The 15080-nt window shown below is 58.5% G+C and carries 11 protein-coding genes, 4 pseudogenes and 1 other annotated feature; of the genes and pseudogenes, 8 read left to right on the top strand and 7 right to left on the bottom strand.

The window, feature by feature from the left end; genetic code table 11:
* Positions 1-3: 3 nt before the first annotated feature.
* Positions 4-903 carry an ATP phosphoribosyltransferase gene (gene hisG / locus AC6I8M_RS14620; protein WP_058948866.1) on the bottom strand — a complete coding sequence of 300 codons (900 nt, stop codon included), beginning with the start codon at positions 901-903 and terminating at the stop codon, positions 4-6.
* A 54-nt stretch (positions 904-957) separates the two neighbouring features.
* Positions 958-1079 (bottom strand) — a sequence feature (His leader region).
* Entirely contained in the window at positions 1055-1102 is a 48-nt protein-coding gene (hisL, locus tag AC6I8M_RS14615; protein WP_100396937.1) for a his operon leader peptide, read from the bottom strand. It overlaps the preceding feature by 25 nt.
* 180 nt (positions 1103-1282) lie before the next feature.
* Here hisL and AC6I8M_RS14610 point away from each other — a divergent pair, with 180 nt between their 5' ends.
* A complete protein-coding gene (locus AC6I8M_RS14610; protein WP_010618876.1) occupies positions 1283-2110 on the top strand; it encodes an SDR family oxidoreductase in 828 nt (275 codons plus the stop codon).
* Positions 2111-2304: 194 nt separating this feature from the next.
* On the opposite strand, the pseudogene AC6I8M_RS14605 reads toward AC6I8M_RS14610, so the two are convergent.
* From AC6I8M_RS14605 to puuD, 3 genes and pseudogenes are all read right to left on the bottom strand, one after another.
* A pseudogene (locus tag AC6I8M_RS14605) lies at positions 2305-3579 on the bottom strand (NAD(P)/FAD-dependent oxidoreductase).
* Between the two features lie 21 nt (positions 3580-3600).
* Positions 3601-4161: an HTH-type transcriptional regulator PuuR gene (gene puuR, locus AC6I8M_RS14600; protein ID WP_010618877.1), complete on the bottom strand. Its 561-nt coding sequence runs from the start codon at positions 4159-4161 to the stop codon at positions 3601-3603.
* Positions 4158-4923 (bottom strand): annotated as a pseudogene (gene puuD / locus AC6I8M_RS14595) (gamma-glutamyl-gamma-aminobutyrate hydrolase). The gene puuR and the pseudogene puuD overlap by 4 nt, the downstream one beginning before the upstream one ends.
* 211 nt (positions 4924-5134) lie before the next feature.
* On the opposite strand from puuD, the gene AC6I8M_RS14590 reads away from it, so the two are divergent.
* Positions 5135-6556 (top strand): glutamine synthetase family protein, encoded by a 1422-nt coding sequence (locus AC6I8M_RS14590; RefSeq protein ID WP_010618879.1) that lies wholly within the window; start codon positions 5135-5137, stop codon positions 6554-6556.
* A 367-nt stretch (positions 6557-6923) separates the two neighbouring features.
* Positions 6924-8282 (top strand): APC family permease, encoded by a 1359-nt coding sequence (locus tag AC6I8M_RS14585; RefSeq protein ID WP_010618880.1) that lies wholly within the window; start codon positions 6924-6926, stop codon positions 8280-8282.
* A 154-nt stretch (positions 8283-8436) separates the two neighbouring features.
* Here the strand turns inward: AC6I8M_RS14585 and sbcB are convergent, their stop codons facing one another.
* Entirely contained in the window at positions 8437-9858 is a 1422-nt protein-coding gene (sbcB, locus tag AC6I8M_RS14580; protein ID WP_010618881.1) for an exodeoxyribonuclease I, read from the bottom strand.
* A gap of 202 nt (positions 9859-10060) precedes the next feature.
* Between sbcB and dacD the strand changes: the two are divergent.
* From dacD to tmaR, 3 genes and pseudogenes are all read left to right on the top strand, one after another.
* Positions 10061-11227: pseudogene (gene dacD / locus AC6I8M_RS14575) on the top strand (serine-type D-Ala-D-Ala carboxypeptidase DacD).
* A gap of 162 nt (positions 11228-11389) precedes the next feature.
* The gene (locus tag AC6I8M_RS14570) at positions 11390-12409 is read left to right on the top strand and encodes an FUSC family protein (RefSeq protein WP_010618882.1); all 1020 of its coding nucleotides are present in this window, start codon (positions 11390-11392) and stop codon (positions 12407-12409) included.
* A 150-nt stretch (positions 12410-12559) separates the two neighbouring features.
* The gene (tmaR, locus tag AC6I8M_RS14565; protein WP_010618883.1) at positions 12560-12880 is read left to right on the top strand and encodes a PTS system regulator TmaR; all 321 of its coding nucleotides are present in this window, start codon (positions 12560-12562) and stop codon (positions 12878-12880) included.
* Positions 12881-12953: 73 nt separating this feature from the next.
* On the opposite strand, the pseudogene AC6I8M_RS14560 reads toward tmaR, so the two are convergent.
* A pseudogene (locus AC6I8M_RS14560) lies at positions 12954-14001 on the bottom strand (LacI family DNA-binding transcriptional regulator).
* 99 nt (positions 14002-14100) lie between these two features.
* On the opposite strand from AC6I8M_RS14560, the gene AC6I8M_RS14555 reads away from it, so the two are divergent.
* Positions 14101-14415 carry a hypothetical protein gene (locus tag AC6I8M_RS14555; protein ID WP_022549358.1) on the top strand — a complete coding sequence of 105 codons (315 nt, stop codon included), beginning with the start codon at positions 14101-14103 and terminating at the stop codon, positions 14413-14415.
* Entirely contained in the window at positions 14324-14764 is a 441-nt protein-coding gene (locus tag AC6I8M_RS14550) for a YdcF family protein (RefSeq protein ID WP_498013478.1), read from the top strand. Before AC6I8M_RS14555 ends, AC6I8M_RS14550 begins: the two co-directional genes overlap by 92 nt.
* Positions 14765-15080 lie beyond the last annotated feature (316 nt).

The raw sequence follows: 15080 nt of genomic DNA, 5'->3' as shown, positions 1-15080 counted from the left end.
CGGTTACTCCAGCATTTTTTCAATTGGCAGCACGAGGATCGAACTGGCGCCCAGCGCCTTCAGTTTTTCCATGGTTTCCCAGAACAGCGTTTCGCTGCTCACCATGTGCATCGCCACGCGGCTCACTTCACCGGCCAGCGGCAGCACGGTAGGGCGCTCGGCACCCGGCAGCAGGGCGATAACTTCTTCCAGCCGTTCGCTCGGCGCGTGCAGCATGATGTATTTGGATTCACGCGCTTTAATCACGCCTTGGATACGCGTCATCAGCGTATCCACCAGCTGCTGTTTCGCCGCCGGCAGTTCGCCGTCGCGCTGGATCAGTACCGCTTTGGAGCGGTAAATCACCTTGACTTCACGCAGGCCGTTGGCTTCCAGCGTGGCGCCGGTGGACACTAGGTCGCAAATGGCATCGGCCAGACCGGCGCGCGGTGCCACTTCAACGGAGCCGTTCAGCAGGCAGGATTTAAACGCGATGCCTTGTTTATCGAGGTATTTCTTCAGCAGATGCGGGTAAGAGGTGGCGATACGGGCATTATTCAGGCATTGCGGACCGGTGTACTCGGCATCGACCGGCATTGCCAGTGACAAGCGGCAGCCGCCGAAATCGAGGCGGCGCAGCGTAAAGTAGCGCGGGTCTTCGCCCTGCGCGCGGCGCGTCAGCAGCTCCTCTTCCAGCACGTTTTCGCCAACGATACCGAGGTCGACCACGCCATCCATCACCAGGCCAGGGATATCGTCATCGCGCACGCGCAGGATGTCGATCGGCATGTTCTCCGCAAACGCAATCAGACGCTGCTGCTGAAGGTTAATTTTAATACCGCAGCGTGCCAGCAGTTCGCGTGATTCATCACTCAAACGGCCAGATTTCTGCATAGCTATGCGTAAACGGGTGTTATCTAACATGGTTCCTGTCCTCTTATTCAATCCTGTCTGAAGCGTATTGGGTTGCGTTCGCCCATAAAAAAACCCCCGGAAGATGATCTTCCGGGGGCTCTCTTTGCGCTCGCACTACTGGAAGATCCTAAAAGTCTTCCAGCACACATCGCCTAAAAGACTAGTCAGGGTGATGGTGATGATGGTGGTTGAACTGAACGCGTGTCATAAAAAATTCCGTTGCTGAATGAGTATTCATTTGCGTGCTGATTAACCTAACGAAGATGGCGTCGCTTGGCAACCCTTTTTTAACGTCAGTTTTCGCAACCTTCGGCAACAGTTTGCGCTGGTCTGGCTGGCGCGCTGGCACTAAGATGGGGTGTCTTAGCGCGGGAGAGCAGGAGTCGATATGAAAAAGGTCGCGATTTTAGGTCTGGGATGGCTGGGAATGCCGCTGGCGATGGTGCTGTCAGCGCGCGACTGGCAGGTGACCGGCAGCAAAACTTCACCGGACGGCGTCGATGCGGCGCGCCGCTGTGGTATTGATGCGTTTCAGCTAGTGCTGTCACCGGAGCTGGAGTGTGAAGCAGACGATTTGGCCGCGCTGATGGCGGTGGATGCGCTGGTGGTGACGCTGCCCGCCAGCCGCACCGTGCAGGGCGGCGAAGATTACATGCAGGCGGTTCAGAACGTGGTCGATACCGCGCTGGCGAATAAAGTGCCGCGCATCATCTTTACCAGCTCTACCTCGGTATACGGCAGCGGCGACGGCGTAAAAAAAGAGAGCAGTGCGCTGCAGCCGGAGACTGCGGCGGGCAAAACGCTGGAGGCGCTGGAAAACTGGCTGCATGACCTGCCGGGCACCAGCGTGGATATCGTACGTCTCGCCGGACTGGTCGGTCCGAACCGCCATCCGGGACGTTTCCTCGCCGGTAAAACCAACCTGGAAAACGGCGCGCACGCGGTGAACTTGGTGCATCTTGATGATGTGGTCGACGCGATTGTGCTGCTGCTGCAAACGCCAAAAGGCGGGCACGTTTACAACCTGTGCGCCCCGAAACACCCGTCACGCGACAGCTTCTACCCCAGCGTGTCGAAGCAGTTAGGCCTAGTGCCACCGACGTTTGTTGCCGAGCCGGTGCGCGCCAGCGGCAAGGTGATTGACGGTTCGAAGATTTGTCACGAGCTGGGGTTTGAGTACAGCTACGATGACCCGATGAAGATGCCGCTGGAGTAGGTGCAGTGCGGGGTTGCCCTCACCCTAACCCTCTCCCGCCCGCGGGAGAGGGAACCGCCCGAGCGCGCATCCTTCGACTGCTCCGGGCTTAAATGAACGCACCGTCATTCTCCCTCTCCATGCAGATGAACGCACCGTCATTCTCCCTCTCCCCGTGGGAGAGGGCCGGGGTGAGGGCAGTAAACCGCACCCACCTAAACCCCCAGCCGATCCCTTAACGCATACCAGGCCGCACCCATCGCCGTCAGTGGCACCTTAAATCGTCTCCCGCCGGGAAACGGCAGGTGCGGCAGCTTCGCAAACGCATCAAACCGTTCCGCATGGCCGCGCAGCACTTCGGCAATCAGCTTGCCGGACAGGTGCGTACAGGTCACGCCATGTCCGCTATCGCCCTGCATAAAGAACACATTCTTCTCCAGCTGACCAAACTGAGGCATGCGCGACAGCGTGAGCAGGAAGTTACCGCTCCAGCGATGGCTGATCTTCACGTCGCGCAACTGCGGAAAGGTGCGCAGCAGCTTGGGCCGGAGCAACGCCTCGATGTCTTCCGGTTCGCGCGCGCCGCACACCACGCCGCCGCCGTACAGCAGGCGGTTGTCGGCGGTCAGGCGGAAGTAATCCAGCAGATAGTTACAATCTTCCACGCAGTGGTTATTTGGCATCAGCCCCAGCGCCTGATCGCGGCTCAGCGGCTCGGTGGTGACGATCTGCGAGCCGCACGGCATGCTTTTGCGCCCCAGCCGCGGTTCCAGCTGCGACGGCAGATAGGCGTTGCCGGCAAAAATCACAAAGGTGGCGCTGACTTCACCCTGCGCGGTTTTGACCCGGTTGGGTGCGCCGTAGGTCACTGCCAGCGACGCCGACTGCTCATATATACGGCCGCCGTGCCGGCGAATCGCCTCGGCTTCACCTAATGCCAGGTTGAGCGGATGCAGATGGCCGCCGCGCCGGTCCAGCAGGCCGCCGTCGATAACGGTCGGTGGCCACTTCACGACGGATACCGCGCTCGTCCAGCAGCTCCAGATCGGTGTTGCCGTAACGCGCCCAGCTGGCCTGCTGGCTGCGCAGATGCCCCATCTGGCGCTGATTGAGCGCTGCGAAAATGCCGCCGGGGCGATAGTCGCAGGCGATGGCGTAGCGATCGATGCGGTCGCGGATAATCTCCGCCCCTTCGAACATCATGCTGCCCAGCATCTGCGCAGTCTGTTTACCGTAGCGCTGCTCAATGACATCGACATCGCGGCTGTAGGAATTCACCACCTGGCCGCCGTTGCGGCCGCTGGCGCCGAAGCCGACGTGGGCCGCTTCCAGCACCACCACATCGTAACCGGCTTCGGTAGAAACAGCGCGGAAGAGAGCCCGGTAAACCCGCCGCCGATGATGCAGACGTCACACTGAATGCTCTCCTGCGGCCACGGCGCGTGCGCATTGGCGGTCGCGGCGTAATAACTTTGCACGTGGTGCATCATAACCTCCTGTAGCGCGTGAACTCAGAAATTGGCGGGCGTATGCGCGCTGACAATGCGACACGGCTGATCTGACGTATTGGTAAAACTGTGCGGCAAACCTGTATCAATCACGTAGCTTTCGCCGCGGTTAAGGTGATAACTCTGACCGTTCACCACCAGGGTGATTTCCCCCTCCAGCACCGTGCCGGTCTCTTCACCCGGATGGCGCAGCTTCTCACCGGTGCTGGCGCCCCCCGGCTCGTAGCGCTCCAGCAGCATGGCCAGCGCACGCTTCGCCGCACCGTTATCAATCAGCTGTAAAGAAACACCGAGGCTGCCGATCTCAACGCAATCATCGGGGCGCACTATGATGCGCGGCGTGGCATTCACTTTCGGCTCCGAGAAAAACTCTGACAGCGACAGCCCATACACTTTGAGTAGCTTTTGTAACGTGCTGACTGCCGGGCTGACTTTATCCTGCTCAATGGTACTGATGGCGCTGTGTGTTAAACCTGACAACTCAGCGACGCGACGCTGAGACAATCCCAACTCCTGCCGAATTTGCGATAAGCGTCGTCCGGGCGCCAGAGTGGCATCATTCATGGCTGCTTTTCCTTGTGATAACGTGCTGCGGCGTGGATAAAGGCCTCGAATAAACGGCGCGAGACCGGATCGCGATCGGATTGCCACTCCGGATGCCATTGCACCGCCAGCGCAAACGGATGCTGGCGCAGGCTGACGGCTTCGATCAGGCCATCCGGCGCGCGGGCTTCAATGCGTAACTGCGGACCCGACTCGCGGATGCCTTGGCCGTGCAGCGAATTGACCGCGAAAGCGGCAGCGCTGCCGAGCAGCTGGCTTAGCAGGCCGTCGGGTTCGGGCTGCAGCAGATGCGCCGGCGCGTACTGCTGCTCCAGCGGCTGGCTGTCATCTTCGCGATGCTCCTGAAACAGATGCGTCTGATGCAGCTGGCGATGCAGCGCGCCGCCGTTGGCGACCACCAGCTCCTGCAAACCGCGGCAGATGCCCAGCATCGGCATCTTTTTCCCGCTGGCGTGGGTGATAAGCGCAAAGGATAAGCGGTCACGCGACGGCTCGGCATGCGCCTCATGACCCTCTTCACCGTAATGCCAGGGTTCAATATTGCTTGGACTGCCGGTGAGCAAAATGCCGTCCAGCAGCGTCATACTGTTTTCTAAGTAGCTGCGGCGCGTGCATCAGCTGATGCGGTAAAGGCAGCGGCACGCCACCGGCCAGCACCACGGCGTCGAGGTATTTGTTATGCACGGTCTGCCCAACGTGGTTGCCGATGGGGTTCTGGCACATCACTACGCCAATCAAAGGCTTGTCAAAAATAATGCCCATTACGTCTCCACGCTGCTGTTCAATATTTTCGCCGGTTTTGCGCGCTAAGTAGAAAAAGTGTGCAATATATTGTCAATCTAGCAACCGTCTGGTTGTTCTTCAAACAGAATTGTTACATTTGCACACCATTTGCGTTAGAGCTATGTTAGAAGTGTGGCTGTTATTTTGAGCATGTGCAAACCATCTTAAACGGTATAGGGCGGGTGGGAAGATGACGAACCTCGTGCTCGTGGAAGTAGAAGACTTCACGCGGCACAGTGAAGAAAAACGAACCAGCGCGTTCCAGCTGGAGGTGAAAACCTGGCTGGAACGCCATCCGGAAACGCAGTATGTCGATATTCTGTTAAACGATCTCAACGGGGGATTTCGCGGTAAACGCATTCCCGTCTCCGCGTTAGCTAAGCTGGAAAAAGGGTGTTATTTTCCAGCCTCGGTTTTCGCCATGGACATTCTCGGCAATACCGTCGAGGAAGCCGGCCTCGGACAGGCGCTCGGCGAACCTGACAACTTCTGCATACCGGTCCCCGGGACCTTAATTCCTTCCGCCTCTGACCCGCAACGCATCGCCCAGCTGCTGCTGACCATGTGCGACCAAGATGGCACTCCCTTTGACGTTGAACCCCGAAACGTGCTGAACCGGCTGTGGCAACAGCTGCGCAATCGCAGTCTGTTTACGGTGGTAGCGGTAGAGCTGGAGTTCTATCTGGTGGACAAAAAGCGCGATGCCGAAGGCTATATTCAGCCGCCGTGTGCGCCGGGCAGCGAAGAGCGCAATATGCAGAGTCAGGTGTATTCGCTGGATAATCTCGACCATTTCGCCGACGTACTGCGCGACATTGACGCTCTGGCGAAACTGCAGAATATCCCAGCCGACGGCGCGCTGGCGGAAGCCTCGCCGGGCCAGTTCGAAATCAACCTGCACCATACGCGCGATATCCTCAAAGCCTGCGACGACGCCATTCTGCTGAAGCGGCTGGTGCGTCAGGTGGCAGAGAACCACGGCATGACCGCCACGTTTATGGCCAAGCCGTATGAGGAGTATGCTGGCAGCGGCATGCACGTACACATCAGCATGCTGGATGCCGCCGACCACAACGCCTTTGCGCTGGATGATGGCAGCGATTCGCCGCTGCTGAAGCGGGCGCTGGCTGGCATGATCGATCTGATGCCGGCATCAATGGCGCTGCTGGCGCCCAACGTCAACGCCTTTCACCGCTTCCTGCCGGAGGCGTTTGTGCCGCTGCAGGCGTCATGGGGACACAATAACCGCACGGTGGCGCTGCGCATTCCCTGCGGCGATGTAGAAAACCATCGCGTCGAGTACCGTGTGGCGGGTGCAGATGCCAATCCGTATCTGGTGGTGTCAGCAATTATTGCCGGTATCTTGCACGGTCTGGATAATCAGCTACCCTTACCGCATCCGGTGAAGGGCAATGGCCACGAGGCGGAAGGACTGGAACTGCCGATTCGCCAGAGCGATGCGCTGTATGAGTTTGAAAACAGCTATCCGCTGCAAAAGCTGCTCGGCGAGCGTTTCAGCGGCGTGTGGCACAGTTGCAAACAGTATGAACTGCGCGAGTTTGAACGGCTGATCACCGCCACGGAAATTGACTGGATGTTAAAAAACGCCTGACCGACAGAAGAATTGATCCAACATGTTGTGTCGATGGCCTAAGTTGGGGCAAAATACGCGCCCTGCAAAAGACAAAACATAACCGACGCTTATTACGTCGGTTATTTTTTTTGCATGGTGCTTTCACTACATGAACGAGGCCGGACACGCATCCGGATAGATAGACACTGAAACACGCTTGTGCGTGAGATTTGAGGAACAAAGATGGGACTGTTTACAATTGCACCAGCGCAGGCTGGTTCTCGCTTCCGTGATGATTATGGCGCGGCGACAATCGCAAACACTAATATCACTTCTCACTGCAGCACATTGCGCAGTATCCCTGTGGTACAACTGAACTCAGTTGTTGCTGTAGGGGGCCTGAACAATGTCGCTTAATACCTCTGCCGCACCACAGCGTGCACATCTGAAAAAATCTCTGACTCTGATCCCGGTCGTCATGATGGGCCTGGCGTATATGCAGCCAATGACCCTGTTTGATACCTTCGGCATCGTGTCAGGCCTCACCGACGGTCACGTCGCCACCGCTTATGCTTTCGCGCTGATCGCGATACTGTTTACTGCCGTGAGCTACGGCAAGCTGGTACGCCGCTTCCCATCTGCGGGCTCCGCTTACACCTATGCTCAGAAGGCTATCAGTCCGCACGTCGGCTTTATGGTGGGCTGGTCATCACTGCTGGACTACCTGTTCATGCCGATGATCAACATCCTGCTGGCGAAAAGCTACTTTGAGTCCCTGGTGCCGGGCATTCCGTCGTGGATTTTCGTGGTGCTGCTGGTGGCGTTCATGACCATCTCCAACCTGCGTGGGATCAAAACCGTGGCCAACTTCAACAGCGTCATTGTGGTGCTGCATGTGGTGGTGATGGCGGTGATCACCGGTATGGTGGTGTACGGTGTGGCACACGGTATTGGCGCCGGTACGCTGACCAGCACCAAGCCATTCTGGTCTGAAAATGCGCAGGTGGTACCGATGATTACCGGTGCGACCATTCTGTGCTTCTCGTTCCTTGGCTTTGACGGTATCAGCTCGCTGTCGGAAGAGACCAAAGATGCCGAGCGCACCATTCCACGCGCGATTTTCCTGACCGCGCTAATTGGTGGGGTGATCTTTATTGGCGTCTCGTACTTCCTGCAGCTGTACTTCCCGGATATTTCGCGTTTCCAGAATCCGGACTCTTCACAGCCGGAAATCATGCTGTTCGTGGCGGGTAAAGCGCTGCAGATCGGCATTCTGATTTTCTCGGTGGTGACGGTGCTGGCCAGCGGCATGGCGGCACACGCCGGCGTTTCGCGTCTGATGTACGTGATGGGCCGTGACGGCGTGTTCCCGCAGCGTTTCTTTGGCTTCGTGCATCCGAAATTCCGCACGCCGTCGCTGAACGTGCTGCTGGTCGGTGCGGTAGCACTGCTGGCGATCAACTTCGACCTGGTCACCGCAACTGCGCTGATTAACTTCGGTGCGCTGGTGGCGTTCACCTTTGTGAACCTGTCGGTGATTGCCCAGTTCTGGATTCGTGAGAAGCGTAATAAGACGCTGAAAGATCACCTCAACTATCTGGTGCTGCCAGTTATGGGTGCGCTGACGGTGGGTGCGCTGTGGATCAATCTGGAAGAGACCTCGATGGTGCTCGGCCTGGTGTGGGCGGCGATTGGTATTGTTTACCTAGCGTTTGTGACCCGCACGTTCCGCAATCCGGTACCGCAGTTTAGCGAAGAGGTGTAAGGCTTTTCCCTCACCCTAACCCTCTCCCGCCCGCGGGAGAGGGAACCGCCCGAGCGTGTGTCAGGTATCAGCCCTGTAGCTGCACCAAAACGCACTATACCGTTCCCTGTGGCTGAGGGCCGGGGTGAGGGGCATCAGCCCGCACGAAACCCCGCTACGACACCAGCTCCTGCGCATACAGATACAGCGCTTTCAGCTGCGCCATCTTCTCGGCATCACCCTCATGCAAACTGGCCAGCGACTCCAGCTCCAGCAAAAACGCCTTTACCCGCTCAGCATTAAGCTGCTCGCGGCAGTGCTGAAGCCAGCGCTGCTGCTCTTTATCATCTAGCGTGCCGGGGAAGTTGCGGGCGCGATAGCGGAACAGCAGCTTCGCGATACGCTTATCCTCAAAGGTCAAATCCAGCGCCGGCAGGTTCTGCGGCGGCGTCTGGCGCAGGATGTTCATACCGGCGCGATCGGCGTCGCTGAAGAAGCCGTCATACAGCTGCGCATCGACATCCTCCGACGGCGTGAACGGCTCCGCTTCGGCAAACAGGGTCACCACGTTCTCCCGCACTTCGGCATGCTGGCGCAGCAGTGCCAGATTCGCCAGACAGTGCTGACGATCGATACCCAGCCGTTCGGCATCTTCCGGGCGCAATGTGTTGGCCGGGGCCAGGACCGGACACTTATTGATGTGCACCAGCTTGATCGGCACCGCCGGCAAATCGCCCAGATCGCTGTGTCGCGTATACAGCCGCTCGCGCAGCTCGTCCGGCGACAGCGTCAGCAGCGGCGTCATGTCGCCGGCCAGATCGGCCACGATCAGCGCGTTTTTGTTATCCGGATGCCACGCCAGCGGCACAATCCAGCTGGTGTTACCGCGCGCCGCGCCGAACATGCCAGAAACGTGCACCAGCGGCTTCATCTGCGGAATATCAATCAGCGTCATCAGTTTCTGCTTGTTGCGATGGGTAAAGAGAAACTCAAACAGCTTCGGCTGCTTCTCCTGCACCAGCTTTGCCATCGCCAGCGTGGCGTACACGTCGGACATCGCATCGTGCGCCTGTTCGTGTGCCACGCCGTTAGCCTGGGTGAGATGCTCCAGCTTAAAGCTCGGGAAACCGTCGTCGTTCTCCGGCCAGACGATGCCTTCCGGGCGCAGCGCATAGCAGGCGCGCATCACGTCGAGCAGATCCCAGCGCGAATTGCCGTTCTGCCAGCTCCAGCCATACGGGTCGATAAAGTTGCGGTAGAAGATATTGCGTGTCACTTCGTCATCGAAGCGCACGTTGTTGTAACCGATCACACAGGTCTGCGGTTCGCTGAACAGCGCGTGAATGCGCTGCGCAAACTCAACTTCCTGCACGCCGCGCGCGTTCGCCACCTGCGGCGTGATACCTGTGATCATTACCGCTTCCGGCTGCGGCAGGTAATCGTCCGCGAGCTGGCAGTAAAACACCTGCGGTTCACCTACGGCGTTAAAGGCTTTGTCGGTCCGCAGGCCTGCAAATTGCGCCGGACGATCCAGCGACGGGCTTTTGCCGAAGGTTTCATAATCGTGGAACAGAAAAGTGAACTCAGAGGCGGGCACGGCGTTATCCTAGCTATGGAAAATCAACGCACAGAATAGTCGTCAGCTCGGTACAGCACAACCTCGATCGCCATCGCTGCGAGCGGGCGCGCAGCATTTGTCCGCGGTTCATACTTTTTTTCAATTTATTCAGATATCAAAGCGCTATTTGCCGTAAAACGTGCGGCGGTAAATTCATTTATTTGATGTTGAGGAAGAAGTGTTGAAAAGGCGTCTGTTGGTAACTTTATCTGGAATGATTGTTTGGGCATCGCTGGTGCACGCGGATGACAGCATGCCGTTTCCCCTGACGCCGCCGGCCATTGATGCCGTGTCCTGGGTACTGATGGACGTCACCACCGGGCAGATCCTCACCGCAGGCAACCCGGACGCGGAGCGCAACCCGGCCAGCCTGACCAAACTGATGACCGGTTATGTGGTTGACCGCGCGGTCGATCAGGAGAAAATCACCCGTGACGATGTGGTGACGGTGGGTAAAGACGCGTGGGCCGCCGGCAATCCGGTGTTTAAAGGCTCGTCGCTGATGTTTCTTAAGCCGGGCGATAAAGTCACCGTGCGCGACCTGATGCGCGGCGTGATCATCGATTCCGGCAACGACGCCTGCGTGGCGCTGGCCGACTATGTGGCCGGCAGCCAGGAGAGCTTCGTCAACATGATGAACAGCTACGTGCAGAAGCTCGGTCTGACGCACACCCACTTCGAAACCGTGCACGGTCTTGATGCGCCGGGGCAGCACACTACCGCGCGCGATCTGGCGGTGCTGTCGCGCGCCATCATTAACGGTTAGCAGGATTTCTACGCCATGTACAGCGAGAAAACCCTCAGCTTCAACGGCATTACCCAGAACAACCGTAACAGCCTGCTGTGGGACCCAAATCTGCACGTCGACGGTATGAAAACCGGCCACACCGAGAGCGCCGGGTTCAACATCGTCGCCTCGAACATTGTCGGTCGCCATCGTCTGATTGCGGTGATCATGGGCGGGAAAAGTTCGAAGGGACGTGAAGAGCAGGCGCGTAAGCTGCTGGTATGGGGACAGAACAACTTCGACACCGTACAGCTGTTCCACGCCGGGAAAAAGATCGGCAGCGAAAACGTCTGGTACGGCAACCCGCACAAAGTGGACGTCGGCACCACCGAAGATATCTTCCTGTCACTGCCGCGCAGCGAAGTGTCGAACGTGATGGCGAAGTACGTGATCGATCGTAAAGACCTCGAAGCGCCACTCAAAGCCGGCGAGCAGGTGGGTGAAATTCAGATGCTGGATAAAGACAAGCAGCTGGCCAGCTATCCGCTGTACGCCCTGCAGTCGGTCGACGAAGCAGGCATCATCACGCGCATCAGCGATTACGTGAAACAGAAACTGTAAGCCGTCGGGCGATAAGCAACCGCTGCGTTACATCCTTGTATGTACTGAGAAAACAAGATGTAGCGCAGTTGTATTATTGCGCAAAAAGTTGCGCCAGCCCCTCAATGTTCGTGCTGCGCCAGGGTAACATAGCGCGCAAATTTTTATCGCACCCGGACCACCATGTTACGCGCTGACAAGCCCATTTCTCCGATTGAGTTCTGGTTTTACCGCCACTATCGCGCCGTGCACAGCGTACGCATCGCTATCGCCTTTGTGCTGTGCTTTCTGTTTGTCCGTCTGACCGATATTCCGGAAGGCACCTGGCCGCTGATTACGCTGGTGGTGGTGATGGGACCGATCTCCACCTGGGGCAACGTTTTGCCGCGCGTGGTGCAGCGCATCAGCGGTACCTTTGCCGGGCTGTTATCAGGGCTGATCGCGCTGAAGCTGGAGCTGCTGTCACTGCCGCTGATGCTGGTGTGGTGCTTTATCGTGATGATTGTCTGCGGCTATCTGCCGCTGGGCAAACACCCGTATATGGCGCTGCTGATCGGCATCACGCTCGGCGTCGTGGTCGGCGATTTCACCGTGGCGCTGTGGCGCGGCGGCGATGTGATTCTCGGCTCGCTGATGGCTTTACTGTTCAGCGCCATCTGGGCGCAGCGCGCCTATACCCACTGGCGCATCCAGCTGTCGGATGCCTTTATCAACATAGCGAAGATTCATCACGCCGGCTTTTCTGCCAATCTGGTGGAGAAGCCGCGCCTCAATCCGTGCTTCCAGAAGCTGCTCACCAGCGTGATCAAAATGCGCGCGCTGCTGGAGCCGGCGAGCAAAGAGACGCGCATCCCTAAATCGGTGTTTGAAGCCATTCAGACCATTAACCGTAATATGGTTAACATCATGCAGATGCAAATTGAAGCCTGGTGGGCGTCGCGCGAAAGCCATCTGATTTTGCTGAACGCGCTGGCGGCGCTGATGGTGAAAGGCGAGACCGAACAGGTGATTGCCAACAGCCACGAGCTGGAGGCCATCACCCAAGAGCTGGAAGCGCTGATCGCCAACGGCAGCGCGCGGCTGGAGACCACCGCAATTTACGGTTACGTCTGGCTGAGTCTGGAGCAGGCGCGTCAGCTGGAGCGCATGACTGACCTGGTGCGTCTGGCGCTGCGCAAACAGTTTTCTCAGGCAATTACTTAGTGCGAATTGCCCTTTCTTTGCGCTAAGATAAGTGCCAGTCCGAATTTAGCGGTGAAAATTGCGAACCCGGCTTATAAGCCGCTAAGCTAAATGTCTTCCCGGTTTATGACTATTTTGCCTGCCGCGGCAGGCCACAAGAAAGATGCCAACATGGAAAATGCCAAGCAATCATTTCAGAACGTACTGGAGTTTGTGCGTATGTTTCGTCGTAAAAACAAACTGCAGCGCGAAATTACGGACAACGAAAAGAAAATCCGTGATAACCAGAAACGTGTGTTGCTGCTGGACAACCTGAGCGAGTACATCAAACCTGGTATGAGCGTGGAAGCGATTCAGGAAATCATCGCCAGCATGCGCGTGGATTATGAAGATCGCGTGGATGAGTACATCATCAAAAACGCCGATCTGTCGAAAGAGCGTCGCGAACTGTCGAAAAAGCTCAAAGCGATGGGCGAACCGAAAGGGCAGTAAGCTTCACGGGCTTGATACCCGCGTTTTGCTCCAGGGTCGCCATTTATGGCGACCTTTTTAATGCACGCGCCAGCTACTGTAACTGCTGCGCAATCTCCGCCACATCCACCTGCTCCACCTGCTGCTGCAACGGCGCCGCCGTGGTGGCGCGCAGGACCAGCTCGGTCTCCAGAGGCTGAGCTGTCCGGCATGTCTCCCTCCAGCTGCGCCAGCAGACGATCGACGCTCACTGTGCCTAACTGCTGTAAATCCTGCCGCACCGTGGTCAGCGGTGGCTGATACCACGCGCTCTCCGCCGTATCGTCGTAACCGATGATCGACATCTCCGCCGGAATTCGTACGCCATGCTGGTGCAGCGCGCGCATCGCGCCCAGCGCTATTTGATCGTTGGCTACCAGCAGCGCCTGCGGCAGCTGGTCGGGCAGCCGGGTCAGCAGCGCCTAGTAGCCGGACGCTGCGCTCCAGTCGCCGCTCAGTACGCAGTCCGGCACCAGCTGATGACGCGCCAGCGCCTGTTGCCAGGCGCTAAATCGCGCCCGCGCTGACGCGGAGCTGGCAGGCCCGTTCAGCACGCCAATCTGCCGGTGGCCGAGCGCCACCAGATGATCCACCGCCTGCTGCGCACCGCTGGCGCTCCGGTACTGACACTGCGCCACGGCAGCGCTGCGCTCCACATCCAGAAACAGCGTCGGTTTGCTGCCGCACTGCTGCTGAATCTGCGCCGCCTGCGCGGCATCCAGCGGCAGGTTGATCAGCAGAGCATCGACGCGCTGCGCCAGCAATTCATGCACCGTGTCCTGCGCGTGGCTGGTGGCATTGGCCATGGCGATCACCAGATGATAGCCCTGCGCCGCCGCACGCTGCTGAATCGCCGAGGCGATCTGCGCCGGCGCCATCAGTGCCAGATCGCTGGTCGCCAGACCGAGCGTGCGCGTGGCCTTGCCGGCCAGCTGCTGCGCGACCCGGTTTGGCACGTACCTGAGCTGCTGCATCGCGGCTTCCACCCGCGCGCGGGTGCGGGGTGACACCTGCGCCGAATGGTTCAGCACCCGGGAAACCGTTTGATAGGAGACGCCTGCCAGCCGGGCGACATCGTCAAGCGTTACGGAACGCGCTGTCATTGATCCCTCCTGATGAGAATGCGGCGAGTGTAGCAAATTTTTCCCTGCCGTCGCGGTATTAAGGCGTTACACTGCCAGTGATAACGCAAGGAGAAAGTGATGCAGCTCAATGACCATCAAATTCAGGATATCAACACCATTGCCGCCTGGCTGGCGCTCGATCAGCTGCCAAAGGACGGCACGCTGGAGGTCGATTTAGCCATACTTGCCGGACATGCGGTGCTGCCGAACGTCGAAGCGGTGATTGCGCTGGCGAAGAAATATCAGCTGCCCTTGCTGATCAGCGGCGGCATCGGTCACTCAACCAGCGCTGCTGGCCGCGATGATTGCCAGCCATCCGCTCTATCGCCAGATCGACACCGCCGGCAAGGGCGAAGCGCAGCTGCTGGGCGAGATGGCGCGCGTGTTCGCTGAGCTGCCTGACGATCAGCTGCTGCTGGAAACCGCCTCACGCAACTGTGGCGAAAACGCCGCCCTGAGCCAGCGCCTGCTGGATGAGCAGCAGTGGCAGCCGCAGGGTGTGCTGCTGGTGCAGGATCCGTTGATGCAGCGCCGCAACTGGGAAACCTGCCGCTGGCAGTGGCGTGATCGCGAGCATGCGCCGGAATTCATCAGCTGGCCGGTGTTTGTGCCGCAGGTGATGATGGATGCGGGCATGCTGCGCATCGTTGGCGCGCCGCCGCAGGGTTTGTGGTCAGTGGAGCGTTTTCTGTCGCTGCTGATGGGCGAGGTGCAGCGCCTGCATGACGACGCCAGCGGCTAGGGCCCGAACGGCAAGGGATTCTTCGGTCACGTTGATGTACCCGACGCGGTCGAAGCAGCCTGGCAGCGCCTGATGCAGCTGCCAGGCGTGCAGTCGCGGTTGGGTTAAGTCGTCACCAAAAGCATATGTGATTGGGTAAAGAGGATATTTTGCACTATTCGTAGCGGCGCAATTTATTGCGCAACCGGCCGCGATGCGATCATGCACATTGCGCGATCGCATCGCGCCGCTACGGTTTCTGCGACTGGCTGGTGCCGCAATGACATGTCGCACAAATCACAGGGTGCGCATTCATGCGCACCTGGCCCTCCACGCA

It is taken from the genome of Type-A symbiont of Plautia stali (assembly GCF_059731155.1).
The sequence above is the reverse complement of the archived record's forward strand: the minus strand, read 5'-3'. Positions and strand labels throughout refer to the sequence as shown.

Coding starts and splice junctions, on each gene's coding strand:
- AC6I8M_RS14550 (WP_498013478.1), top strand. CDS start 14,324: ATGATTGCCAGCCATCCGCTCTATCGCCAGATCGACACCGCCGGCAAG.
- puuR (WP_010618877.1), bottom strand. CDS start 4,161: ATGAATGATGCCACTCTGGCGCCCGGACGACGCTTATCGCAAATTCGG.
- AC6I8M_RS14570 (WP_010618882.1), top strand. CDS start 11,390: ATGTTACGCGCTGACAAGCCCATTTCTCCGATTGAGTTCTGGTTTTAC.
- tmaR (WP_010618883.1), top strand. CDS start 12,560: ATGGAAAATGCCAAGCAATCATTTCAGAACGTACTGGAGTTTGTGCGT.
- AC6I8M_RS14585 (WP_010618880.1), top strand. CDS start 6,924: ATGTCGCTTAATACCTCTGCCGCACCACAGCGTGCACATCTGAAAAAA.
- AC6I8M_RS14610 (WP_010618876.1), top strand. CDS start 1,283: ATGAAAAAGGTCGCGATTTTAGGTCTGGGATGGCTGGGAATGCCGCTG.
- AC6I8M_RS14590 (WP_010618879.1), top strand. CDS start 5,135: ATGACGAACCTCGTGCTCGTGGAAGTAGAAGACTTCACGCGGCACAGT.
- hisG (WP_058948866.1), bottom strand. CDS start 903: ATGTTAGATAACACCCGTTTACGCATAGCTATGCAGAAATCTGGCCGT.
- AC6I8M_RS14555 (WP_022549358.1), top strand. CDS start 14,101: ATGCAGCTCAATGACCATCAAATTCAGGATATCAACACCATTGCCGCC.